Genomic DNA, 24,410 nt, shown 5'->3' with positions numbered 1-24,410 from the left:
ACATTCAGCCCGCCGCTTCGGGGACTGCGCGTTCCGCGAGTCCATCGATTCGCAGCAACTCTTCACGGATCGCAGCCAACTGCTCGGCCTTGTGGAACCGATGAAAGAGCGGCCACTCCTCGCCTCCAGCAGGCACCGCAGGACCCAGCACAGCGCGTCGCAGCCGTCGAAGGCGATCAACCATGCCGGTTGACACTCCGAGGCGTTCGAGGCGCCCGCTCTCGCCAGCAGACATGGCGATCGGGTGAGTCGTTGCGTGCAGGACTGGCTCTTCCGCAACGGTGCGCAGAGAAGCCTCCCATTGCGAAAGCGACCGCTCCCACGTGTAGCCGGCGCCGTGCAGCCTGGCGCGGGCAGCGAGTGCCTGCAATCGATCCGGCTTGGCATGCAGATCCTGCACCGCCCTTGCCGCGCCCGCCATGTCTCCCACCTCGAACGCCAGGCCGGTTTCGCCCTCGAGCACCAGGCCCTCGCTGTGAAATCCGTGGTAACGCGACGAGACCGGCACCACGCCGTGCATCATCGCCTCTACCAACACGATGCCGAACGCTTCCGAAGCCGAGGTCATCATCAGCACGTCCAGAGTCGGAAAAATCTCGCGGTAAAGCGTCTGCTGGTCCTTTGGTCCGAGCATCCGCACGCGGCTGCCGAACTCCGCCAATCCAGCTGCCAGTTCCGTGCGCGCCGGGCCATCCCCTGCCACGTCCAGTTCAAACGGAACGCGGAGCCGGATCAATTCGTGGCACAGCGGCACCAGATCGAGTACGCGCTTGTCGGGCTGGCTGAGACGGCCAACGTAGCCGAGTCGAAGCACGCCATCGTTTCGCCTTGGCAGGCGCTCGACGATGGGGGCATCCGCCCCGTTCGGAATGTGCTCGACGCGTTCGGGAGCGAATCCACCCCACTCGACCAGCATCCGCCGGGTCAGCCGGCCCGGGCACACCACGCGATCAAACCAGTCCCGATACAACCTCAAATCCGCAAGCATCGGCGGCAGATTGCCCTGCGCATGCGCCAGCAAGCGCACATCGTCGCCATCCAGCTTGCATCGCACGACTGCGGCATTCGCATCCACAACACCCAGGGGCAGCACGATGGCTGGACGCACCTTGCGGATGCCGCGCATCAGGGCCCGCACGCGCCCGTCACGGTTCAGGCCGCGCCCGTCGACCTCGATCGTATCGAGATCCGGATGCTGTTGCCGGTAACGCGCGGGGTTGTTGTTCGCAAGTCCTCGCGCCAGCCCGACCACAGGCTCGAAGCCGCGCGTCGCCAGGTACGAACAGGTTCGATCCAGCCACGTCTCGACGCCGCCGAGCGTCGAGCTTGTCTGCATGAAGAGCAAAATGCGAGTCAAGCAGCGCCACCATCGACAAATGCCCGTACCTGCGCAGAGAAATTCGTCTTGCTCAGCACCGAGTTCGCGATCGCAGTGGAGGCCCTGGCTGATTCGGCATAAAGGCCCGGCTCCGTCGCTAGCTGCTGGATGACCGCGGCGATGACCGCGGGATCCAGGCTGGTGCATACCTGGCCAAGCGGATATGCGCGGGCGAACACCGGAAGCGATGCGTGTTGTGGTGCATGCACCAGCACTGGTCGCCCAGTGCTCACGTACGCACTGAGCTTGGTCGGGAACGACAGCTCCGCAAGCTCGCGCTGGGACGCTTCAAAAGGCTGGGGCAAGTACAACAGATCGCATGTGGCGAGCCGCTCATGGACTTCGGCATCACTGCGCCAGCCGAGATAGTCGACCCGCGCTGGCGAACTTGTCTTGAAGGTTACCTGCCCGCTCATCACGACGAGGCGAATTCGCTTGCCAGCGGTCTGCCACCCCAGTCTGTCCAGCGCTGCCTGGAACGCATTCCAAGCCGAGGGGCAATACATCCCACCGGAAAATCCGATCACGAACTCATCCGAGCCGGTCGGCCGATCCCGTGCGACGATGCCATCCGCTACCCCATGGCGCACGATCTGGCAGCGCGCGCCATAGCAAGCCGAGTAGTGGGCGGACATGGTTTCGCCGATCACCGCGGTACGCTCGGCGCGAGCCAACAAGGAACCAAAGCGACGCTCGGTGCGCCACCGGGTCATCGCATCAAGTCCCTGCTGCCGCGACAGATGATTCACGTCGTCCCAGACATGCGCGAGCAGCGGCACGTCCAGGCGCGTCATCAGCCGCGTGCAGACATCGATGACCGAAGGCATGTTCAGGATCGCCCAGACCCGGTTCACCCCGTTGTCCTGCGCGTAGGCATGCACCTCGTCCGCCAGCGTGGCAACGACGGGTTCGTAGTCACGGAGCCGATTGATCGCAGCGACCATGCCGCCCAATCGGCCCGGGAAGGCGCGGCTCGAGTGTTCATGCGGCCGCCGGAATATGCGCACCCCATCGGATTGCGGCGTATCACCAACCTCGCCAGCCGACAACAGACCTGCGACAACGAATTGGCTGGGGCCAAGACAGTCGAGCATTTCGCGCAGCAGGATCTGGCCAACATTGCGCTGGCCCGGAACCGAACCGACCAGCAGCAGGGTCTTGCCACCGAGACCTTCGGCCACGTTCACGACCTCAGTTTGCACGGCGCTCATGCAAGACACGCCCGAGATCGCGGCATCGGTTCGGCTGGACGCAGTGAAAAGGCTTCGCTCTGTTGGACGGTGCCGGGAGACATTCGCCCTGTCACGCCTCTACACGCAGCCACAAGCTGGCTGGCTCGGAATCGGGATACGCCGCGCGCATCGCCGAATACTCTTCCCCGAACAACGAGGTCATCCGCGCAGGCGCCTTCAGCATCAGGAAGTTTCCGGCCCACACGACCGAGTACCTGCGATTGAAGCTCAGGAACGCCTGGAGCATGTATTGCTCCATCCAGTACCAATGGTTGTCCAAGGTCCTCGACGGATACGGCTGCGGCAACGAAATGTCGTGGATGTGTACAAGTACACCCGGGTTCAGACGTGGAAGAATCTCGCAGATTTCCCACCAGACATCACCGCCGGGCCGGACTGTGTGGGTGGAATCAATGAACAGGATGTCGCCAGCCTCCAAGCTGGTGAACTCATCCATGGCGACATCCTGTACATACGAACGAAGGATTCGAGAGACCTCCGGCAGCCCCTCCAGTACTTCCGTATGGAACGGCTCGATGCAGGTGAGCGTGCTTGCCACGCGCCCTTCCGCGACATTCCTGCGGATCGCGGCGCACGCGAGCTTGGTCGAGTTCCCGGAGCCTATCTCGATGATGCGCGCAGGTGCCAACGCACGGATGAGTCCGTAGTACATGTTTCCGTCAAGCGCCATGAAGGTGCCGTTGACGAGGTGGTAGTCATCAACCGAGGCCGGCCCCGAATTCGGGAACTGGCGGAACTCCGGGTCGTAACGAGCAACGTGCTCGGCATGAAACGCGAAGCAGGCATCCGCATCGAAGTCGCAGCCGATCAGCTCCGTTTCCCTCTGGCTTGCGAGGTCCTTCGCATCCGGCAACGGCAGGTAGTAGTGCCGCCGCAACAGAATGTGGTCATGACCGTCGAATGCAGCGAGGTCGCCACTACCCAGCCTGCGGCGATCCATTGCGCCAGCCTGATAGCTGAGGAAGCCCCGTGACGTGATTATTCGGTCAAGTTTGCGACGCAACGGGCGCAGGAGGCTACGAATCGAGAATGTCATGCGCATACCTCATTGACAAGCCAGTCAGTTGTAAAGGTCAAGCCAATGATGTCCGGCTCACGTCACAGGGAAGGCGGGCTAACGTGACCGCCATTTCGGAGCAAGCAGCATGCTTCAGTCAACACCACGATCCCGCAGCACCCGCACGATGTCTTCCAGGATATTGTCCAGCGGAACGGTGATGTCCCAGCCCGGATAATCCGTCTTCATCTTGCTCAGGTCGGAGATGTAGCAGATGTGGTCGCCAGCGCGGTTTTCGTCGACGTATTCCCATGACAAGCGCTTGCCGGCGATGGCCTCGAGTTTGGCGATGGCTTCCAGCATTGAAATGCTGTTGCCGCGTCCGCCCCCGATGTTGTAGACCTCGCCACAACGAGGCGCGGCATGGAAGCGCTCGATGAAGCGGCAGACGTCGCTGGCATCGATGTTGTCGCGTACCTGCTTGCCCTTGTAGCCGAACACCCGGTATGGACGTCCTTCGACGACGCAACGCGCAAGGTAGGCAAGGAAGCCATGCAATTCGGCCGCGCTGTGGGCGGCACCGGTCAGGCAGCCGCCGCGCAGGCAGACCGTCTTCATTCCGAAATAGCGGCCGTATTCCTGAACCATCACGTCGGCGGCGACCTTGCTGGCGCCGAACAAGCTGTGCTTGCTGCGGTCGATCCGGAAGTCCTCGGCGATCCCGCCGAAATCCTGCGGACGCTCGTACTCCCAGCGCGTTTCCAGTTCGACCAATGGCAATTCATTGGGAGCGTCGCCGTAGACCTTGTTGGTGCTCATGAAGCAGAACGTCGCTTCCGGACGATGCCGGCGTGTCGCTTCCAGCAGATTGAGTGTGCCACCCGCGTTCACGTCGAAATCGTCGAACGGACGGCTGGCCGCGAGATCGTGCGAGGGCTGCGCCGCTGCATGCACGATCATGTCGGCGGGAACTTCCTCGATGGCGCGCAGGACCGCGGCGCGATCACGAATGTCCAGCACGTGGTGCCGATAACCGGGGATGTCGTGCTGCAATCGCTGCAGGTTCCAGGTGGTATCGCCATCGGGACCGAAGAAGTCGGCACGCATGTTGTTGTCGATGCCGTGCACCTGCCAGCCCAAGCCGGCGAAGTGGCGCACGGCCTGGGAACCAATCAGGCCGGCGGAGCCGGTGACGAGCAGGACGGGATCAGTCATTGGGTTCTACCAGATTCGTTTTTGAAAATCGCATCCGCGAACAGCACGCGGGTCTTGTCGTTGCTGACGACTTGCTCGAAATCTGTACGACAAACGAAGCCCTCATCGGTGATATGAAGCCAAGAAGTGATCTTTAAGCGTCATTGTCCATGGCACAGACTGCATGTGCCGAAGATGCCCAAGCCCGGGCAACGATGGCAGCACTCGATGCGGAATCCGCCAGATTCCACCGCGGCTTCTCATCCCCCAGTAAAACGCACGAATCGCTTCACCGTAGCGCGTGGCAATATCGGCGCGCCGGTGCGGAATGGCATGGAAATCGCTCATTTTCAGGCTTTCTCGCCGAGCGACATAGTCCAGGAATTTCTTCGAGATGACGGACAGGTGCTGCGGTGTCTGCAGGTACCAGTGCCCGCTGCCCAGCCATCGCCATGTCCAGGCATCGAGATCGCTCGAACTGATCATCAGTGTGCCACCCGGCTTCAAGAGCCGCGCAGCAGCGGCCAACCCAGCGCTTGGATCGGGAAGATGCTCGACGACATCGAACATGGTGACGGCGTCGAACTTGCCTGCCCACCCCTGCTCGATCGTCTCGATCCGTTCCCCAATCAGGATTACCCCATGCTGTTCCCGGGCGATATTCATCGGGCCGCGTGCACTTTCGATGCCGTGTCGATTCCACTCGGCAGGCAGACCTGCGAGGAATGCGCCGGTATGACATCCGATGTCCAGAACCGCAACGCCAGTGTGATGGGCGAAGCGTCCGCGTAGCAAAGCGCGCGCCAGCGACCAGGCTGCATTGTCCTCGTATGGGTAGGCCATTTCTTCATCGGAAGTCTCGCGATACATCGCGATGAGCGCTTGCTCACTCGGGATCGGATGACGCTGGCCCAGCGCGCACTCCGGGCAACGAAACAGCCTGCCATCAGCATCTGTCCACTGTGCGCCGGCGGGCGCCGCGCAAGGACCCATATCGACCAGGCCGGCACTGGCACAGACTCGACAACGCATCTCTTCAGGCAATTGGGCTGTCCTGCAACGCAGACGAATTACGATGCGGAGCCGACCACGCATGCGGAGTGGCCACCAGGTATCGATTCGATGCCGGGGGGAGCCCCGACGCAAAGACATCGCGTGGCGCGACATGCAGGCGGCAAGCCGCGTCGTTTCGCCAGACGTATTCCGTACCCGGAATTGCGAGTCCCAGGCCAAGCACGTATTCACCTGCGGCAAGCGGGAACTGGGAGAAGTCGCAATCAACCGTGTAATGACCAGGCTTGACCGAGAACGCCTGCTGCTGGTCAGGAGTCGTCGAGGTCAACAGCAATGGCACCCCGTCTGCCGTGTTGACCTGCAATACAGCCGAAAAGCTGCGGAACTCGCGCTTTACGTAAAAACTCATTCGGAAGCGCAAAGGTGCAAACGTTGCGGCCTCGTCCAGCGGTCGGCCATCAAGATCCGAGAGGTGGAGACTTGTCACGTAGGCGTCCGAGCTGGAGTCCTCTTCAAGCTCATGGGCGTAGATGCAGCCTGGTGTTCTTGGCGAGTCGTGGTCGAGTGGCTGGCTGGACGATGCGAGATAGTCGCCGATCACGCTGCTCGTTTCACCAGTACTCGCGACCCGCCCCCCTGCATCCAGATCGCCTTGCTGCACAGCTTCTGCACCGCCGCCATGTTGTGGCTGACGAAAATCACCGTACGCCCTTCACTCGCCACATCGTTCATCTTGCCCAGGCAGCGCTTCTGGAAGTCGGCATCGCCCACGGCGAGGACTTCGTCGATGATCAGCACGTCCGGTTCCAGGTGCGCAGCCACCGCAAACGCAAGCCGCACATACATGCCCGAGGAGTAACGCTTCACCGGCGTATCGATGAATTTCTCGACGCCGGAGAAGGCCACGATCTCGTCGAACTTGCGCTCCACCTCGGCCTTGCGCATGCCGAGGATGGCCCCATTGAGGAAGACGTTCTCGCGCCCGGTTAGTTCGGGGTGGAAGCCGGTGCCCACTTCGAGCAGGCTCGACAGCCGGCCCCTGACCGACGCCCGGCCCAGCGTGGGCGGGGTGATCCGCGACAGGATCTTGAGCAGTGTGGATTTGCCGGCGCCATTGCCACCGATGATGCCGACCGCCTCTCCCTGGGCGATGTCAAACGACACATCGCGCAGCGCCCAGAAGTCCGCGGGTGGCGCCGCACTACGGCGCAGGCCACGGCCGCGCAGCAGGTCGCCCATGCGGCTCGACAAGGTATTTTCGAATGTCTGGCCAAGCAGGAAGCGCTTGCCGAGTCCTTCCACCTTGATTGCGGTCGGCATCAGATGGTGTCCGCGAAGGTTCGTTCGGTGCGACGGAAATACCACAGTCCGCTGACCAGCATCAGCACGACGACCGCGCACGAGAGCGCAAGTGGACCTGCAGCAGGCGGTGCCTTGCCGAGCAGTGCCCAGCGGAAGCCTTCGACCACGCCGGTGATCGGATTGAGGCTGTAGAGCCAGATCCACTTCGCTGGAATGATCGTTGTCGAATACGCGATCGGTGAGGCGTACATCCAAATCTGGGTCAGGAACGGCACCAGCAGGCCGATGTCCCGGTACTTCACGTTCAAGGCGGTTAGCCACAGGCCGATACCCAGTGCCGTGGCGAGGGCCAGCAGCACGAACAGTGGCAACCACAGCAGACCAATACTGGGCGGGACCTGATAGATCAGCAGCATCACCACAAGGACGCCAAAGGCGACGCCGAAATCTACGATTCCCGACACGGTCTTGCTGATCGGCAAGATGAGTCGTGGGAAATAAACCTTGGTGACCATGTTCGCCGACCCGGCGATGCTGCCACTGGCACCCGCCAATGCCCGCGCGAAGAACGCCCAAGGCACCAAGGCGCACATGGTGAAGACAGCGTAGGGATAACCCTCAGACGGCAGCTTTGCGAAGTTTCCGAATACGACGGTGAAGATCAGCATCGTGATCAGCGGCTGGATCACGGCCCAGCCGATACCGACGGCACTCTGCTTGTAGCGGATGCTGACATCGCGCTGGATCAACAGGACCAGCAAGTCGCGGTAGGCCCAGAGTTCACGCAATTCGGTGCGCAGGGAGTTGCCGGATGCACTGATCTCGGTGAGATGCGCGTGGCCGAAGTGTTCTTCGTGTATGCGGTCGTCGAGCTCGCTCATACGGCCTCGCCCATCCTGCGTTCGCGCGCCTGCTGCCAGCGCCATGCGCTGGCAATCATGTCGTCCAGATCGGCATGCCTGGGCGACCAGCCCAGTGCGTCGCGGATTCGGGTGGCGTCGCCGACCAGTACTGGGGGATCTCCGGCGCGGCGGTCGGCGATGGTAATCGGGATCGCTCTCCCGGTGATCCGCTGCGCCGCATCGATCACCTGGCGCACCGAGAACCCCTGCCCATTGCCGAGGTTGTAGGCCGCGCTTGCCGCACCAGCTTCCAGGGCCTGCAGGGCGAGCACGTGCGCACCGGCGAGATCGCCCACGTGGATGTAATCGCGGATGCAGGTGCCATCCGGCGTGTCGTAATCGCTGCCGAACACGGTGATGTCGGCACGCTTGCCGCTGGCGGCATCAAGAACCAAGGGGATCAGATGGGTCTCCGGATCATGACATTCGCCGATCTCGCCGTCCGGATCGGCACCGGCGGCGTTGAAATAGCGCAGGCAGACCGAGCGCAGGCCGTGCGCAGCATCGAAGTCCGCCAGCATGCGCTCCACCATCAGCTTGCTGGCACCATAGGGATTGATCGGATGCTGCGGGTGTTCTTCAGTCAGCAGCAAGTGCTGCGGCACGCCGTACGTGGCGCAGGTGCTGGAGAACACCAGCTTGTCGATGGCGTGGTCGCGCATGGCTTCGAGCAGGGTCAGCGTGCCGGCAACGTTGTTTCGGTAGTACTTGCCTGGATTGGTGACCGATTCGCCGACATACGCGTGTGCGGCGAAATGCATCACCGCCACCGGCCGGTAGCGGGCCAGCACGTCGTCCAAGCGTGTGCGGTCGGCGATGTCGCCCTGTTCCAGAGGCCCCCACTTCACTGACCAGCGGTGCCCGTGCACCAGGTTGTCGTAGGCCACCGGCACGTAGCCTGCGCTTGCGAGTGCCTTGCACGCATGGCTGCCGATGTAACCTGCGCCGCCGGTCACCAGTACATGTTTCATCGAGCCATCCTGACTTTCTTTGGGATCATCGATGTGCCCCGCTGCGCGACTGCCCGCCCTGCTGATCGCCCAGCTCGTCGCGCAGCTCGGCGATCTCGCGCTCCAGGCGCACGAATTCGGCTTGCCTGGACTTGAGGAAGCGGGCCGCGGCGGACAGCTTGGCCTGCAGCCCCTTCGATGTCAGCACGTACGCATACGCCAGCTTGTTCTGGCTGGTACGGAAATTGTTGACCTTCACCCAACCGCGGTCGATGAGGGCGCGCAGGCAATAGTTGGTCTTGCCCAAGGACAGGCCCAGGGCCTGGGCCAGCTCGCGCTGGCTCATTTCCGGCCGCTCGGCGAGCAGGCGCAGGATCCTCAGTCGCAGTTCGTCGTCCACATGCCCCGCTTGTTTGAAAGTGTCCAGGTACGCTACCGCCCTGCGGTCGTGGATCATCCGCTGCGCCCCGATGGCTTCATGTTGTGCACCGGGCGAGCCCGGCTTGCCGCTTGTTCAGTCGAAGCGATACGTCACGAGAGCCCGGCCGCCAGTTGCTCGCGCGGCACGATCACCTCGCGCGCCGTACCCAGCAAGTCCAGCAGCAATCGCACCCGCTCAAGCCCGCTGTCGGCAACGAAGATGCCTTCGATGCCGCTGAGCGGACCGTCCGCAATCCGCAGCCGGTCGCCCGGAAGCCACCCATGCGCGGTGAGCCGCACCAGTCCGTCATCCTCGTCGACCTGCGCACGGATGCGGTCGATCACGTCCTGCGGAACCTGTGCCGGCGTGCTGCCGAAACGCACAAGGCCAATCGCCCCACGCGTCGAACGCACCGGCGCGAGGGATTCCAGATCCGGATCGGCCTGCAGGAACAGGTAACTGGGGAACAGGCACTCGATCTTTTCGCGCATGCCGGTGGCGTCGCGCCGTACGCGGCGCACCCGCGGCAACAGGCAGGCATAGCCCTGTCGGGTGAGGTGTTCGAAGGCAATCGCCTCGGACCTGGGTTTGGTGGCAACTGCGAACCACGCCTGCACGGGACACATCACTGCGTTCAACGATTGAACGCAGCCTATCGGAATGCGACGGGGGTCACAAGCGCGGGAGGCTTCAGGCGTGTCCGTTGCCCAGCAATTTGTCGAAGTACGCGATCGTACGCGTCAAGCCTTCTTCCAGCTGCACCACGGGTTCCCAGCCCAAGCGCGCGCGCGCCAGCGCGATGTCGGGTTGCCGCTGCAGCGGATCGTCGGAAGGCAGCGGCTTGAACACGAGCGTGGACTTCGACCCGGTCAGGTCGATGACCTTCTCCGCAAGTTGCCGGATGGTGAATTCGCCGGGATTGCCAAGGTTGACCGGGCCAGTGACCCCCGGTTCCGTATTCATCAGCCGCAGGAAGCCTTCGACCAAGTCGTCCACATAGCAGAACGAACGCGTCTGCTGGCCCTCGCCATAGATCGTGATGGACTCGCCGCGCAGCGCCTGCATGATGAAATTGGACACTACCCTGCCGTCGTTCGGGTGCATGCGCGGGCCGTAGGTATTGAAGATGCGGGCGACCTTGATCTCCAGCCCGTGCTGCCGGTGGTAATCGAAGAACAGCGTCTCCGCGCAGCGCTTGCCTTCGTCGTAACAGGATCGGATGCCGATGGGGTTCACATTGCCCCAATAGCCCTCGGTCTGCGGATGCACGCTGGGGTCGCCGTAGACCTCGCTGGTCGACGCCTGGAATATCCGGCAGCGCAACCGCTTGGCAAGCCCGAGCATGTTGATGGCGCCATGCACCGAGGTCTTGGTGGTCTGCACCGGATCATGCTGGTAATGGATCGGCGAGGCCGGGCATGCGAGGTTGTAGATCTCGTCGACTTCCATGTACAGCGGAAAGGTGACGTCGTGGCGCACGAATTCGAAGCGCGGATGGCCATGCAGGTGTTCGATGTTGCGCTTGCTGCCGGTGAACAGGTTGTCCGCGCACACCACTTCGTCGCCCCGCTCCAGCAGGCGATCGATCAGGTGCGAGCCGAGGAATCCCGCACCACCGGTGACCAGCACGCGCTTTCGCGCTTCGTAGTTCCGCATCCCTACAATCTCCCGTCCACCGCATCGCGCGGCAGGACATATTTGACGTCATAGACCACGCAATCGGACTTTCCGAACGCGCGCACCCCGCTTGCCCCGAGCTCGACGAACTCGCGATGGGCCACCGCCACGACGATGGCGTCGTAATTTCCGGCTTCGGGTCGTTCGACAGGCATCAGCCCGTATTCGTGTTGCGCCTGCACCGCATCGACCCAGGGATCGTGCACGTCCACCTGCATTCCGTAGCCCTGGAACGCATGCACGATGTCGACCACGCGCGTGTTGCGAAGGTCCGGGCAGTTTTCCTTGAACGCCAGCCCTAGCACCAGCACGCGGGCCGCCACCGGGTTGATGCGTCTGCTTACCATGAGTCTCAGGACCTGGTCGGCGATGTAGCCGCCCATGCCGTCATTGGTCCGTCGCCCGGCCAGGATCACCTGCGGATGGTGGCCCACTTCCTGCGCCTTGTGGGTCAGGTAATACGGATCCACCCCGATGCAATGGCCGCCGACCAGACCGGGGCGGAACGGCAGGAAATTCCACTTCGTCCCGGCCGCTTCCAGCACGTCCAGGGTGTCGATGCCGAGCTTGTTGAACAGGACCGCAAGGTCGTTGACCAGGGCGATATTCAGGTCGCGCTGGGTGTTCTCGATGACCTTCGCCGCTTCCGCGACCTTGATGCTGGGCGCCTTGTGGGTACCCGCGGTGATGATGCCCGCATAAAGCTTGTCGACGAAATCCGCGGCGTCCGCGGTGGAGCCCGATGTCACCTTGAGGATGTCCGCGACCCGATGCGCCTTGTCGCCGGGATTGATCCGCTCGGGCGAATAGCCGACGAAGAAATCCGTGTTGAAGCGCAGGCCGGAGACCCGCTCCAGGATCGGCACGCAGATTTCTTCGGTGCAGCCCGGATACACCGTGGATTCGTAGATCACCGTGTCGCCAGCAGCGAGGACACTCCCCAGCATCCGGCTCGCTGCATCCAAGGGGGCCAGATCGGGCCGTTTGGCCGCGTCGATCGGCGTCGGCACGGTGACGATATAGACATTGCAACCGCGCAAGTCGGCCGCGTCATGCGTGAAACGCAGCTGTGCGGCGGATCCGAGCTCTTCGCGATCCACTTCAAGTGTTCGGTCGATTCCGCGCGCGAGCTCGCCGATGCGCTCGACGTTGATGTCGAAGCCGAGCGTTTCGTGATGCTTACCGAACTCCACCGCAAGCGGCAGCCCGACATAGCCGAGCCCAACGATTCCGATTCGCACACTGTCCAGGCTGGCGGGGGCCACCAGGTCAACCCACCTTCGGGTCAGCCGCGCGCGAGCGTCGGCGCGCGCCGCGCATTCCATCGGCGATGCTCGCCAGCATCATTCCAGCCAACAGGGATTCGACAGTCATCAAGCTGGTGGTGCGCAAGGGGAAATCCACAAGGGAATGAACAAGCGCAGCAAGGATAGCGGTCCAGCAAGCCGCGGCAAAGACTGCGCTCCCGCTGCGCCCCTGCATCGTGTAGATGCGCCACGCGGCAACGGCAAACAACGCCAACCCCGCCAGCAGAGCGACCATCGCAGGGATGCCGCCTGTCAGCCACCACTCGGCATATTCATTGTGAGCGTGATTGGCGTAGGCCGGGATCAGCAGCAGGTTCGGCTCATTCTGGGCAAACGCCTGCACGAAACTGCCAACGCCACTGCCCCATGGCGCGTAGTCGACACCCATCCTAAACGTGGCTGCAGCAACCGGGAAGCGAGGGTCTTGCACCAACACCGCCGCCAAACTGTCGAACCCCAGCCAGAGGCAGATCAACGCAACCACCATGCTTCCAAGCGCCAGCCCCTTGCCTGGCCGGGTACGGAGGAAACGAACGATCGGCAACACGCCTACAAAGATCAGCGTCACCACAAAGATAGGTACGACCAGCAACGCCCCCGCGCGCGAACCGGTGAGGGGCATGGTCATCACACATACCAGCGCGGCAGCGGCATACAACAAATGCGGACCGAACGATGACGACCCACCCCTGCGACGCCAGCTGTCCACGCCAAGCCCGATGCATAGGGCCATGCCCACGACAAGTGCTGTCGCGTGGTGATTGTGGTTGATGAACAGGCCGCCGAACGCTGCGCTGCCATCGGGATATTGGTAGAGCCGTTCGGCGCTGTCCGCAGGCAATCCGGCCTGAAAAAAGGCAAAGGGGATGTTGAGCAGGATCAGCATCACCAGTGCCAGCATCAGCCAGCGCCGGAATCGGGCAGGCAACGCCAATCCGGCAAGGAATGCGGCGAAGCCCGGGACCAGGAACAAGAGCCCCTGCTCGGTCGCGAACGGCGCCAGGCTCCAGCGGAGCGTCGTGCCGGCAACACCGGCCTGCCCAAGGTCGCTGATCAGCGAATTGCGCGCATCAGACCCGGCGGCGGCTGGTAGTGGCAACAGCTGGATCAACGGAACCAGGACAATCAGTCCCGCGACGACCAGGCCTGCCTGCACCAGGCGGTCACGGGGTGGATCCTGCAGGAGCATTGCGGTGGCAAGCACAAGGACCGGAAGGGCCAGCATCTGCAGCCATTCATCAACCGACGTGCTGTCCTCGGTGACTCCACCGCCCAGCCAAGCGGCCAACAACAAGGCCAGCAGCGTGGCCACCAGCGACCAGCGCAGGATATCGCGACCCGCAAAGGCAGCCTGGCGGGAGCCCATGGCCGGATTCAGGAGACGGAGCGGGGCTTCAACGAAGCAGGGCAGGCGATGCGCCTGCCCTGTCCGTCAAACAAGCCATCCCGGAGTTCCCGGGATGCGATGCCATTCAGCGTGCGCCGGTGCTGAGCGGCGGCGGCGGCGGGTCTTCCGGGTCGCTACCGCTATTGCCGATGATTGCCGCAGCAACCAGCGCGCCCCCGACGATCACCCAAGTTTTCACACGCGAACCCTCTGTGGCTACCCAAGCACCCGGCTTGCAATCGCTTGGCACTTCGTAGACACCTGGCTTGTCGAACTTGACTTCGCAACCGCTATCGTAGATCGCCGTAGACGCGGACTTCTCGTTGATCATCACTTTTTCACCAACCGCCAGCGGCTGGCCGGTCGTAGCGGAAGTGAAATCGCCGCCGGTGCTGGTCAGTGCCGTGCCGGCATCGATGCGCAGCGTGATGGCCTGAATCTGATCCTGTGCGAACGCTGGCGCAGCAAAGGCCACCGTGACTGCGATCAGTGCAGCAGCTAGCTTGCTCATTAGGAAATCCTTTTGCCAGTGTCGAGAGAAATTGAACCAGACCAAACCATACTGGCCCTGCCCCTCAAATGCAAGGCAGGGAGCCGTCATGACAGCTCGAACTGGCGGATCGAAACGTCATCGACCCACAGCATCCCCTCGACGCGCTGCGTCCTGTCGGCAGGCTTGATCAGTCGCAACACTTGTCCAGGACATTTGGCCGGAGGCACCGTGAACTCCACCGAAGATTCCCGCCATTCGAAACTTCCATCCAGTGGCTCGCCATCGGCCAGCACGCCTGCCCTGCCCTGGCATTCAATCCGCCATTGCAGCCCCATACCGCTATGCAGGTTCCGGGCCCGTATCCGCATCCCGAGCCGATAGCGCCCCGGGAACAGGAACAACGGGTGGTGCAACCCGACGTCCTGGATCGGCCGACCCAGGAACTGGAATTGCGCCATGCCGTCCTGGGCATTGGTGTCGGAGCTGAACTGCAGCGACACCCCCTGCACAACCTTGAAGCGCCAGTCGAAACCTGCATCGGATGGCGGATGGCGAAAATCGCCGTTGTAAAGCAACGGGAGCCCTGCCCCAGGCGCAACGGCGTCGCTGGCCCAGCGCGCATAGGCTTCGCCCCACCTGCCTTGCGCGATCAGGCCGTCCAGCCACATCGCATACTCTTCCTGGCTCAGATCACCGCGCAGCCGCAGGGTTTGCATGATTCGGCTGTTTGCGTCGGGAAATCCGCCGGCGAGTCTCAGCATCTGGCTGCGCCAGGGCGGATCGCCTAGCAGGACTTCCGCCAGCGCATCCGCAAACGCGTCGTCCTGCACCAAGGGCGCCAGTTGCTTGAGGATCCGGTTGATACCCCTGGTGCGCTCGGGCGTGGTGCGCAGGACGAAGTCGATATGCATCAACGCCGTGGCGAAATCGCGCTTCTGCAGGTAGTGCTGGGCGAGCCATGCACGCGCCGGGATATCGCGGGGAGCTCGGCGCGCAGCGAGTAAATGCATCTGCAGTGCCAGGGCAGGCTGGCGTTGTCGATGCGCGACCTCGCCCAGCACCCGGAACGCCCGCCCTTCCACCGGCTCGCATGCCAGCAACCTGTTGGCGCTCCCCTTGGCCCCGGCCAAGTCATCCTGGTCGAGTTGGCGCAGAGCAAGCCCCAACAGGGCTTGCGGATCACATGCGCGCCAGCCCAATGCCCGCTCCGGATCAGCCAACGCATGGCGCTGCGCCTGCATGGAACCGAACACGCGCCATCCCGCGAACAAGCTCAACGCGATGACGACCGCCATGACCAGGCTACGAACCCCTGGTCTCATTTCCCGCGTTCCACGCTCAATCCGACCACCATCCAGCGATCCGCGCGCCAGACCAGGTCCGCTTTCACTCTCCCCCGCCCCCCCGCCCCGGCAACGCCATCGACTTGATACGCCGAGGTCAGCACAGCGTTTTCGCTGCCAATGCGCCACTCCGGCGGCCCCAACCGTGCACGTCCGAGCTGATGTAACTGGAGACGCAAACCATCGGCGCTGGACATGATGGCCGGGCTGTTCCAGATCGGTGGCGGCGCGCGCTTCAGCGTTGCCATGTACTGGAGAAACGTGTCGCCGACGCGCCGAGCCTGCTGGACGCGCACAACGTTCGGCGCAACAGCCGCTGTTGAGACAGGTGCCAGCGAAGCGACGGGGGCGGGGGACGCCGACGACGACGATGGCGGCGCTTTGGCAGGCGCATCCTCAGTGGTTGCCGGTGCCACCGCAATGGCCTTTGACCTTGCGGTTTTATCCGCTGCCACCTTCGCTGCTGCGATCCTGGCGGCTTCTGCCTTTGCAGCGGCGGCCTTGGCCAACGCTGCCTTGTCTGCCACGACCTTGGCTGCTGCAAGCTTGTCTGCTGCAGCCTTGGCGGCAACGACTTTGTCGGCCTTGGCCTTGTCAGCGGCCACCTTCGCGGCTGCGATCCTGGCGGCTTCTGCCTTGGCCGCAGCAGCCTTGGCTGCAGCGGCTTTCTGTGCAGCGAGCTTGCCGGCTGCGTTCCTGGCGGCCGTGACCTTGGCGGCAGCAACTCTGTCGGCCGCCTTGTCAGCGGCCACCTTCGCGGCTGCGATCCTGGCGGCTTCTGCCTTGGCCGCAGCAGCCTTGGCTGCAGCGGCTTTCTGTGCAGCGAGCTTGTCGGCTGCGTTCCTGGCGGCCGTGACCTTGGCGGCAGCAACTCTGTCGGCCGCCGCCTTGTCAGCGGCCACCTTCGCGGCTGCGATCCTGGCGGCTTCTGCCTTGGCCGCAGCGGCCTTGTCTGCCGCCACCTTGGCTTCTTTGATTCTGACGGCTTCGATCTTGGCGGCTGCGATCTTTTTGGCTGCAACGTTCTCTGCAGCGGCCTTGTCAGCCGCGATCTTGGCAGCTGCACGTCTATCTGCTGCAACCCTCGCGGCTGCCAACTGGGCTGCTGCTACCTTTGCCGTACGCGCGGCTTCCGGCTCCGGCGATACGCGCTCCCCGCTTCCCGCCACGGCTCGGTCGGTAGCGGAGGCGTAGTCTGCCGTTGGAGAAACGACATCCGTTCCCCATGCGTCTGGTGCACGCTCGTTGTTGCGCACGGCAAGCCAACCCAGCAACAGACACACGCCCACCAGTGCAATGACCGGCATTCGCTGTTGCCATGGATTGGCGACACCTTCTTGAGGCACGTGGGACAGCCACGCTGGCACTTGGCGTTGCGTTACCGCGATGGCGAACTCCGGCTCCCGCTCCGCAGCCGCGAGATCCTGATCGTATCTGCGACGGCGTTCATCGTTACGCAGCCGGTTCCACGCGATGTTTACGCGCGAGGCAAATATAGAATCGTCTTCATTCTGTTGCCGGTCGGGATGCAACCACAATTGCAGCAACCGATGGTTGGCCTTGATCTGCTCCGTGCTGGCGTCCGCGCTGACCCCCAGGGCGCGATATGCGTCTGCTTGCGGATGGAACAGGACCTCCCGGGCATAGAATTTGGCTGCTTCGCGAAGCCTTTCTGCCGGCTCCCCGAGGAGTCGCGCGGTCTCGATAGTCGCTTCCTCGGGCTCGACCCGTGCCGCAATCGCGAGCAGGCGTTCAATTCCCGACGGAAGCGGACTCTGTCGAAGTGCATGACGCTCGCCAGGCGCCCGCAATAGCGCGAGGGCCCATTCCAGCGCGGTCCCCGGCGCGCCGCTCATTCAATCAGCTCCTGCCCAATCGCGGCTTGTCCTCATTGGTCTTGTATGTGCCGTACTGGTAGCCATACCCGTAGCCGTAGCCGTAGCCAGCGGTATGCGCATCATACTTCGACAGCAATGCACCGACCACGCGCGCCCTGGCTGCCAGCAATCGCTTCAACGCAGCTTGTGCCGGCCGGATCCGGGTCTTGGCCGCATCGACCATCAGCAAGGTGCCGTCGGTGACGTTCGCCAGGATAGGTGCATCCGCCAATCCAAGCACCGGGGGGCCATCGATGATGATCTGGTCGAAACGTTCGATCGACACCGTCAGCAGCGAGACCAGCTTGCTCCCGGACAGGAGTTCCGCCGGATTCGGCGGGAGCGGACCGGCCAGGATCACCGACAATCTTTCGTATTCGGTGGCTCTCAGGGTTTCCGTCAACGTGCTTGCCCCGGAAAGCAGGTTACTGAGACCGACACTACGATCTTCCAAGCCCAGCGCCCTGTGCAGCGAAGGATTGCGCAGGTCAGCCTCGATCAGGAGCACGGACTTGCCCAGTTGCGCGAAATTTCGGGCGAGTGTCAGCGCCGCGGTCGACTTGCCCTCGCCCGGACCACTGCTGGTAACCAGCAGCGTTCTGGGGACGCCATGATCCGTCGAGAACTGGAGCGTTGCTCGCACCGATCGATACGCCTCGGAAAAACTCGAACGCGGATCACCGGCGACATCCGCAATGCGTTCCTTCGCACCAAGCTTGGGGATCACGCCAAGCACCGGCAAGCGCAGCTTCTGCTCGACATCCTGAGGCGACTTCAACCTGTCGTCCAGGAAATCGAGCAGGAACGCCGCCAGCACGCCGAGCAGCGCGCCAAGCAACAAACCTCGAATGAGATTCTGCCGCAGGTTTGGCTTCGTGCGATTGGCCGACTGGGCGGGATCCACGATCGTGATGTTGTTGGCACGCGTGTCGGTGGCAGCCCCGACCTCCTTGTAGCGCTGCAGCAGGCCGTCGTAAAGCTGGCGGTTGGTGTCGACATCCCTCTTGAGAATGCTGTATTCGATATTGCTGCCCTCGGCATCGAATGCCTGCCCCCGAAGTTCGGCCACCGCTTGCCTCAGCGCTGACTCTTCTCCTTGCGCGGCCGCATACTCAGCCTTCACCGAAGATCGCAGGCGGCCCATTTCCTGGCCAATCTGTTTGTCGATTTCGTCGATCTGCCGCTTCAACTGCTGCATCTCCGGATAATCCGGCTTGAACAGCCCCAGTTTCTGCTGATATTCCCCATCAGCACTGCGCGCTGCTGCTGCAGCGGCCCGACCGCCGAGGCGGTCAGCATTTCCGTCGAGGTCGCGCTCTGTCGCCAGCGCGATTCGGCACGAATACGCTCCTGCTGTGCAGTCGCCAGGGCGGCACTCAACTGCGTCAGGTTCTGCGCAGCCAGCGTCCGCCCTTTTTCATCGGTGATGACCAGACCTTGGGTCCGCGCGTATTCGATGAGCTTGCGTTCCGATTCCTCAAGCTTGCCTTTGGTCAGCTTGAGTTGCTCTTCGAGGAACATTTTCGCATTCGTCGTCGCCGACGAACGCCGGTCCAGGTTGGACTCCGCGAATCCCTCGGCGATCGCATTGACGACGCGCACGGAGAAATCTGGCGATGGACTGTCGTAGCTGATCCACACCAGCGAGGCTTCCGGCACCCGTGCCACGCTCAAGCCTCCGCTGATGGCACCCGAAAGCTCCTTGCTGAGCTGGGCCGCCTCGGCAGGGGTTGTGGCGACACTCCCTTGTTCCCGGGCAGCCTTGGGCGGCGACCCGACCATGCCTTTCACGCGCGCGAGCCACCCCGGATTTTCGAGACGCACAAGGGCCGACTTGTCGAGGTTCAGGCTCGCTGCAACGCGATCGGCAAGTGATCGGCTCTTCAGCAGTTCAAGCTGGGTCTGCAGGTACTCATCATTCCAATACCCGCCCAACTGCTGGGCTTCCTGCGTCTGGACAACACTCGCGGTCGCCCGGTCGACCTGGACCAGCGCCGACGCACGATAGATCGGGGTTGTCATCAGGGTCGACAGCAAGGCCAGCGCCGTGATCGCCGCAACGATGCTGAGAACAAGCCAGCGGTGCTTGAGGAGCACCAGCCAGTATTTGCGCAGGTCGATCTCGTCGCTGTCGTCCTCATCCCGTTCGTCGACCAAACCCAGGCCAATAGCACCGCCCCGACCATCGGATCTGAGCAAGGCACGTTTGAGATCGGGATCCTGTCGCGCCGGCAGGCGGTCGTTGCTGTCCGCCGGGTCTGCCGGCAGGTGTTCGTCAGTCATTCGGGTACAAACTCGGCGAAAGAATCAAAGAAAACTGAAGATGCCGAGGATCGGCATCGACTCCAGGAAGCGGCGCATCGCGGTCTTGCTGCCGGACTCCTGGACGACAACGATGTCGTCCCCGTACAACTGGGGATCCACCAACGTGCCCTTGCGAATCTGCCGCAGGTCGAACGCCGCTGCCATCCGCTTGCCGTCGACCTGGCGCATCACCACGATGCCGCCAAGATCCGCGATTCTCTCGTCGACGCCCCCGGCCAAGGCGATGACCTGCAACAGCGTGATCTTGCCGGTGATCGGATAAATCCCGGGCTTTTTGATCGCACCTTCCAGGGTGATGCGCTGGCTTGAAAACTCCTTCACGAAGACGCTCACCTGCGGATTCTGCAGGTAAGTGGCTGAGTACTTCTGCGCCAGCTCCTTTTCCAGTTCCTGGACGGTCCGGCCACCGGCGAGGATCGTGCCGATCAATGGGAGGGAAATCTGGCCCTTCGCATTCACCCGAACGTCCTTGCTCAGCTCCGCCACGCCGAATACGCTGACATTGAGCAGGTCCTGACCTCCAATCCGGTAGTCAGTGGCCCCCTCATATGCGCCGGTCGTGGTGGTGGTGTCCGGCATCGGCATGTCGCCACCGGCGGCGCTTGCCACCCGCCCGCCGCTTGCACAAGAGGCGAGGAAAAGGACCAACAGCAGCCCACACATTGAACGCATCCATGTCGTTGCCATCATGTCCACTCCTTGAAATCGCTTGGCTCGTTTCCGCAAGCCCACCTCCCACTATCCCAGAGTTTCGCGGGATTTACAGCAGTCCGCCATGAACCCATTGTCTCGGCGCCGGGTTCATGTAGAATTCGCGGCCCACCGGGCGGTTAGCTCAGCGGTAGAGCATTGCCTTCACACGGCAAGGGTCGCAGGTTCGAACCCTGCACCGCCCACCAGTTTTCGGGATGCCGGCTGCCTGCCGGCATTTTTTTGCCATCCTGACGGGTTAGGGCTGCGCTGAATGCGGGCCGGCAGCCCTGCACTGGCGTACGATGGCGCTGCTGTCCGTTTTTCCACCTGCGTCCCGCCCGACCGGTTTACCGTCGTCCGCTGCGCTTTCCTCCACGCGTCGAATGCCCCGTCAGGGGGTCAGACGCCCTTCCGGGAGCGCCAATGCCGGGTTACGGGGCACGCGAGATTGAACACATAGTGGACGGCAGTGCGCAGGCACTGCGCTCCGGCGACGTCGACTGCACGCGTTGTGACGCAGTGTGCTGCCGGTTGACCGTGGTCCTGCAATCGGAGGATCGCATTCCACCGCGCTTCACCGCTTACACGCCCGAGGGCTTGCATGTGATGGATCGCGATGAGGAAGGCTGGTGCTTGGCGATCGATGCCGCACGCATGCAATGCTCGATCTACGAAATACGCCCGCAGATCTGCCGTCGCTTCGTGATGGCCGGTCCGTATTGCCAGGAAGTGCGCGCCGACTACAGCGACCGCATGGCCCGTGGCATCCCGCTGCAACTTTACTGAGGAGAGGCTTGATGCCGAGCCCGAAGAAGCCCCACCCCGCCGGTGCCGCGCCGCCCGCGATCGCGCCGTCCAAGACCAGCCACCTGTTTGCCCCACGCAAGGCCAACGACCGCACGCCGGTGACCCGCGAGGCGATCGAGGCGGACATGGAAGCGTTCCAGCAAGCCGGAGGCAAGATCGAGGTACTCGGCACGACCCGCTCACTGCATCGCATCGATGGCGATGCGCCAGCGCCGGCGGCGCCAGCCAAACCCACCCCGTCGCGCAGCCGCTGAGCGACTGCGCCGGTCGCGAACCGGCGCTGGCTGCCTTATTCCAGGCCGAGCGCGCGCACGACCTGGTCGGCTAGCGCGGCCGGGTCGGCGATGGCGGTGTCCAGGTGCAGCTCCGGCGATTCCGGGGCTTCGTACGGCGAATCGATGCCGGTGAAGTTGCGCAACTCGCCGCGGCGGGCCTTCGCATAGAGACCCTTTACGTCGCGCCGCTCGGCCTCGGCCAGCGATGTGTCGACGTGCACTTCCAGGAACTCGCCGGCCGGGAACAGCGCGCGCGCCATTTCGCGTTCGGCGCGGAAGGGGCTGATGAAGCTGACCAGCACCACCAGGCCGGCATCGGTCATCAACCGTGCGACTTCGGCCACGCGGCGGATGTTCTCGACGCGATCCTCGTCGGTGAAACCAAGGTCCTTGTTGAGGCCATGGCGGACGTTGTCGCCATCCAGCAGGTAGGTGTGCCGACCCATCGCCAGCAACTTCTTCTCGACCAGGTTGGCGATCGTCGACTTGCCGGCACCGGACAGGCCGGTGAACCACAGGCAACGCGGGTGCTGATGCTTGATTGCAGCGCGCGTGGCCTTGTCCACGTCCAGGTGTTGCCAATGGATGTTGCCGGCACGGCGCAGGGCAAAATCCAGGGTACCGGCAGCGACCGTGGCATTGGTCTGGCGGTCGATCAGGATGAAACCGCCGAGCGCGCGATTCTCCGCGTAGGACGCGAAGGCCACCGGCTGGTCCAGGTGCAGGTTGCAGTACGCGACCTCGTTCAAGTCGAGGTGCTTGGCGGCCAGCGGCTCCTGCGTGTTCACGTCGATCTTGTGCTTGATCTCGGTGACCGACGCGCCCACGGTGCGTGCGCCGATTTTCAACAGATACGGCCGCCCAGGCAGCAGGCGCTCATCGCCCATCCACAGCAGGTGCGCGGCGAACTGGTCGGCGACTTCCGGCGGATTGGACACGCTGGCGATCACATCGCCGCGACTGGCATCGACTTCATCGGCCAGAGTGAGCGTAACCGCCTGCCCCGCCGATGCCGCAGGCATATCGCCGTCCGCCGTCACCACCCGCGCGATGCGCGAGCGACGCCCGGCAGGCAACACGACGACTTCGTCGCCCGGCGCAACGGCACCCGCCACGACCGTGCCGGCGAAGCCACGGAAATCCTGGTTCGGCCGGCACACCCACTGCACCGGCATGCGGAAGTCGACATCACCCGCGACCCTCACGATGTCGACCGTTTCGAGGTGTTCGAGCAAGGCCGGGCCGCGGTACCACGGCATCGCCGGCGAACGCTCGATCATGTTGTCGCCGCGCAGCGCGGACAACGGGATGCATTCGACCTGGTCGATGCCGAGTTGCGTCGCGAGCTCGCGGTAGTCGGCGACGATGGCATCGAACACGCCTTGGTCGAAATCGACCAGATCCATCTTGTTAACCGCCAGCAACACCCGGCGGATGCCGAGCAGCGAGACGATGTAACTGTGCCGGCGGGTCTGCGTCAGCAGGCCCTTGCGCGCATCCACCAGCACCACCGCGAGGTCGGCGGTGGATGCACCGGTCGCCATGTTGCGAGTGTACTGCTCATGGCCGGGGCAATCGGCGACGATGAACTTGCGCTTCTCGGTGCCGAAGAAGCGATACGCGACATCGATGGTGATGCCCTGCTCGCGCTCGGCGGCCAGCCCGTCGACCAACAGCGCGAAATCGATCTCGCCGTTCTGGGTACCGTGCTTGCGGCTGTCGGCTTCGAGCGCGCTCACCTGGTCGTCCAGCAACAACTTGGTGTCATGCAGCAGGCGGCCGATCAAGGTGCTCTTGCCGTCGTCCACGCTGCCGCAGGTAATGAAGCGCAGCAAGCCCTTGGTTTCGTGTTGCTGCAGGTAGGCGGCGACTTGCGCGCTGGCGTTCTCATGAAGAGACATCAGAAATATCCCTCCTGCTTTTTCTTTTCCATCGAGGCCGAAGGATCCTGGTCGATCACCCGCCCCTGCCGTTCGGAGGTGGTCGACACCAGCATCTCGGCGATGATTTTTTCCAGCGTGTCCGCATCGGATTCGATCGCGCCGGTCAGCGGGTAGCACCCCAGCGTCCGGAAGCGCACCTGCTTCATTGCCGGCACTTCTCCCGCGTGCAGCGGCAGGCGCTCATCATCCACAAGGATCAGCGCACCATCGCGCTCCACCACCGATCGTTCGCGCGCCAGATACAGCGACGGCACCGCGATCTTCTCGCGGTAGATGTACAGCCAGATGTCGAGCTCGGTCCAGTTGCTGATCGGGAACACGCGCACCGATTCGCCCTTGTGGATGCGCGTGTTGTAAAGACTCCACAATTCCGGGCGCTGGTTCTTCGGATCCCAGCGATGTTGCGCGCTGCGGAAACTGAAGATGCGTTCCTTTGCGCGCGACTTCTCCTCGTCGCGGCGCGCACCACCGATCGCGGCATCGAAACCGCCGGCATCAAGCGCCTGCTTCAGCGCCTGGGTCTTCATCACGTCGGTGTGCACGGTGGCGCCATGGGTGATCGGGCCGATGCCCTGGGCCACGCCATCAGGATTGGTATGCACGCGCAGTTCGATGCCGGTTTCCGCGGCGCGCTGGTCGCGGAACGCGATCATCTCGCGGAACTTCCAGCCCGTGTCCACGTGCAGCAGCGGGATCGGCGGGCGCGCGGGATAAAATGCCTTGAGCAGCAGGTGCAGCAGCACCGAACTGTCCTTGCCGACGGAATACAGCATCACCGGGTTGCGGAACTCGGCCGCGACCTCGCGCAGGATGTGGATGCTTTCGGCTTCGAGCCGATCGAGGTGGGACAGTCCGGTATTCAAGTGCGGGCG

24 protein-coding genes and 1 tRNA gene are annotated in these 24,410 nt (G+C 63.2%); 3 read left to right on the top strand and 22 right to left on the bottom strand.

Annotated features, from left to right (window positions below):
• Window positions 1–4: 4 nt before the first annotated feature.
• The 20 genes from H9L16_RS11315 to H9L16_RS11220 form a co-directional block, all read right to left on the bottom strand.
• Window positions 5–1,357: a glycosyltransferase family 4 protein gene (locus tag H9L16_RS11315; RefSeq protein ID WP_187551783.1), complete on the bottom strand. Its 1,353-nt coding sequence runs from the start codon at window positions 1,355–1,357 to the stop codon at window positions 5–7.
• Window positions 1,354–2,589 (bottom strand): glycosyltransferase family protein, encoded by a 1,236-nt coding sequence (locus H9L16_RS11310; protein WP_187551782.1) that lies wholly within the window; start codon window positions 2,587–2,589, stop codon window positions 1,354–1,356. Before H9L16_RS11310 ends, H9L16_RS11315 begins: the two co-directional genes overlap by 4 nt.
• 91 nt (window positions 2,590–2,680) lie before the next feature.
• Window positions 2,681–3,667: a class I SAM-dependent methyltransferase gene (locus tag H9L16_RS11305; RefSeq protein ID WP_187551781.1), complete on the bottom strand. Its 987-nt coding sequence runs from the start codon at window positions 3,665–3,667 to the stop codon at window positions 2,681–2,683.
• A 114-nt stretch (window positions 3,668–3,781) separates the two neighbouring features.
• On the bottom strand, window positions 3,782–4,843 hold the full coding sequence (locus H9L16_RS11300) for an NAD-dependent epimerase/dehydratase family protein (RefSeq protein ID WP_187551780.1): 1,062 nt from the start codon (window positions 4,841–4,843) through the stop codon (window positions 3,782–3,784).
• A 102-nt stretch (window positions 4,844–4,945) separates the two neighbouring features.
• Window positions 4,946–5,866: a class I SAM-dependent methyltransferase gene (locus tag H9L16_RS11295; protein WP_187551779.1), complete on the bottom strand. Its 921-nt coding sequence runs from the start codon at window positions 5,864–5,866 to the stop codon at window positions 4,946–4,948.
• Window positions 5,859–6,437, bottom strand: a complete 579-nt coding sequence (locus H9L16_RS11290) for a Wzt carbohydrate-binding domain-containing protein (protein ID WP_187551778.1) — start codon at window positions 6,435–6,437, stop codon at window positions 5,859–5,861. The genes H9L16_RS11295 and H9L16_RS11290 overlap by 8 nt, the downstream gene beginning before the upstream one ends.
• Entirely contained in the window at window positions 6,434–7,156 is a 723-nt protein-coding gene (locus H9L16_RS11285) for an ABC transporter ATP-binding protein (RefSeq protein ID WP_233449387.1), read from the bottom strand. The genes H9L16_RS11290 and H9L16_RS11285 overlap by 4 nt, the downstream gene beginning before the upstream one ends.
• Window positions 7,156–8,019 carry an ABC transporter permease gene (locus H9L16_RS11280; protein ID WP_187551777.1) on the bottom strand — a complete coding sequence of 288 codons (864 nt, stop codon included), beginning with the start codon at window positions 8,017–8,019 and terminating at the stop codon, window positions 7,156–7,158. Before H9L16_RS11280 ends, H9L16_RS11285 begins: the two co-directional genes overlap by 1 nt.
• Window positions 8,016–9,011 carry a UDP-glucose 4-epimerase GalE gene (galE, locus tag H9L16_RS11275; protein WP_187551776.1) on the bottom strand — a complete coding sequence of 332 codons (996 nt, stop codon included), beginning with the start codon at window positions 9,009–9,011 and terminating at the stop codon, window positions 8,016–8,018. The genes H9L16_RS11280 and galE overlap by 4 nt, the downstream gene beginning before the upstream one ends.
• 25 nt (window positions 9,012–9,036) lie before the next feature.
• Complete coding sequence (locus H9L16_RS11270; protein ID WP_187551775.1) at window positions 9,037–9,390, bottom strand: MarR family EPS-associated transcriptional regulator; 354 nt, start codon at window positions 9,388–9,390, stop codon at window positions 9,037–9,039.
• Window positions 9,391–9,521: 131 nt separating this feature from the next.
• Window positions 9,522–10,037: a transcription termination/antitermination protein NusG gene (gene nusG / locus H9L16_RS11265; RefSeq protein ID WP_187551774.1), complete on the bottom strand. Its 516-nt coding sequence runs from the start codon at window positions 10,035–10,037 to the stop codon at window positions 9,522–9,524.
• A 64-nt stretch (window positions 10,038–10,101) separates the two neighbouring features.
• Complete coding sequence (locus tag H9L16_RS11260; protein ID WP_187551773.1) at window positions 10,102–11,067, bottom strand: UDP-glucuronic acid decarboxylase family protein; 966 nt, start codon at window positions 11,065–11,067, stop codon at window positions 10,102–10,104.
• A 2-nt stretch (window positions 11,068–11,069) separates the two neighbouring features.
• Window positions 11,070–12,338 carry a Vi polysaccharide biosynthesis UDP-N-acetylglucosamine C-6 dehydrogenase TviB gene (gene tviB / locus H9L16_RS11255; RefSeq protein ID WP_229796649.1) on the bottom strand — a complete coding sequence of 423 codons (1,269 nt, stop codon included), beginning with the start codon at window positions 12,336–12,338 and terminating at the stop codon, window positions 11,070–11,072.
• 19 nt (window positions 12,339–12,357) lie between these two features.
• On the bottom strand, window positions 12,358–13,761 hold the full coding sequence (locus tag H9L16_RS11250) for an O-antigen ligase family protein (RefSeq protein ID WP_187551771.1): 1,404 nt from the start codon (window positions 13,759–13,761) through the stop codon (window positions 12,358–12,360).
• Window positions 13,762–13,867: 106 nt separating this feature from the next.
• Window positions 13,868–14,293 carry a hypothetical protein gene (locus H9L16_RS11245; protein WP_187551770.1) on the bottom strand — a complete coding sequence of 142 codons (426 nt, stop codon included), beginning with the start codon at window positions 14,291–14,293 and terminating at the stop codon, window positions 13,868–13,870.
• A gap of 86 nt (window positions 14,294–14,379) precedes the next feature.
• Window positions 14,380–15,570: a tetratricopeptide repeat protein gene (locus tag H9L16_RS11240; protein WP_187551769.1), complete on the bottom strand. Its 1,191-nt coding sequence runs from the start codon at window positions 15,568–15,570 to the stop codon at window positions 14,380–14,382.
• Window positions 15,571–15,593: 23 nt separating this feature from the next.
• Window positions 15,594–17,474: a J domain-containing protein gene (locus H9L16_RS11235; protein WP_187551768.1), complete on the bottom strand. Its 1,881-nt coding sequence runs from the start codon at window positions 17,472–17,474 to the stop codon at window positions 15,594–15,596.
• 4 nt (window positions 17,475–17,478) lie between these two features.
• Window positions 17,479–18,693, bottom strand: a complete 1,215-nt coding sequence (locus H9L16_RS11230; RefSeq protein ID WP_187551767.1) for a tyrosine-protein kinase — start codon at window positions 18,691–18,693, stop codon at window positions 17,479–17,481.
• On the bottom strand, window positions 18,681–19,778 hold the full coding sequence (locus H9L16_RS11225; protein WP_187551766.1) for a GumC family protein: 1,098 nt from the start codon (window positions 19,776–19,778) through the stop codon (window positions 18,681–18,683). Before H9L16_RS11225 ends, H9L16_RS11230 begins: the two co-directional genes overlap by 13 nt.
• A gap of 24 nt (window positions 19,779–19,802) precedes the next feature.
• Window positions 19,803–20,510, bottom strand: a complete 708-nt coding sequence (locus H9L16_RS11220) for a polysaccharide biosynthesis/export family protein (protein ID WP_187551765.1) — start codon at window positions 20,508–20,510, stop codon at window positions 19,803–19,805.
• A 134-nt stretch (window positions 20,511–20,644) separates the two neighbouring features.
• Between H9L16_RS11220 and H9L16_RS11215 the strand changes: the two genes are divergently transcribed.
• The 3 genes from H9L16_RS11215 (at window position 20,645) to H9L16_RS11205 (ending at window position 21,574) form a co-directional block, all read left to right on the top strand.
• Window positions 20,645–20,719 (top strand) — tRNA-Val (locus H9L16_RS11215).
• A gap of 217 nt (window positions 20,720–20,936) precedes the next feature.
• Window positions 20,937–21,299 carry a YkgJ family cysteine cluster protein gene (locus H9L16_RS11210; protein WP_187551764.1) on the top strand — a complete coding sequence of 121 codons (363 nt, stop codon included), beginning with the start codon at window positions 20,937–20,939 and terminating at the stop codon, window positions 21,297–21,299.
• A gap of 11 nt (window positions 21,300–21,310) precedes the next feature.
• Window positions 21,311–21,574 (top strand): hypothetical protein, encoded by a 264-nt coding sequence (locus H9L16_RS11205; RefSeq protein WP_229796589.1) that lies wholly within the window; start codon window positions 21,311–21,313, stop codon window positions 21,572–21,574.
• A 35-nt stretch (window positions 21,575–21,609) separates the two neighbouring features.
• Here H9L16_RS11205 and cysN read toward each other — a convergent pair whose 3' ends face one another.
• The gene (cysN, locus tag H9L16_RS11200) at window positions 21,610–23,496 is read right to left on the bottom strand and encodes a sulfate adenylyltransferase subunit CysN (protein ID WP_187551763.1); all 1,887 of its coding nucleotides are present in this window, start codon (window positions 23,494–23,496) and stop codon (window positions 21,610–21,612) included.
• Window positions 23,496–24,401 carry a sulfate adenylyltransferase subunit CysD gene (cysD, locus tag H9L16_RS11195; RefSeq protein WP_229796590.1) on the bottom strand — a complete coding sequence of 302 codons (906 nt, stop codon included), beginning with the start codon at window positions 24,399–24,401 and terminating at the stop codon, window positions 23,496–23,498. The genes cysN and cysD overlap by 1 nt, the downstream gene beginning before the upstream one ends.
• Window positions 24,402–24,410: the final 9 nt, after the last annotated feature.

Source organism: Thermomonas carbonis (assembly GCF_014396975.1).
Classification (GTDB): domain Bacteria; phylum Pseudomonadota; class Gammaproteobacteria; order Xanthomonadales; family Xanthomonadaceae; genus Thermomonas; species Thermomonas carbonis.
Note: the sequence above shows the minus strand (reverse complement) of the source record. Positions and strands in the feature narration are given on the sequence as shown.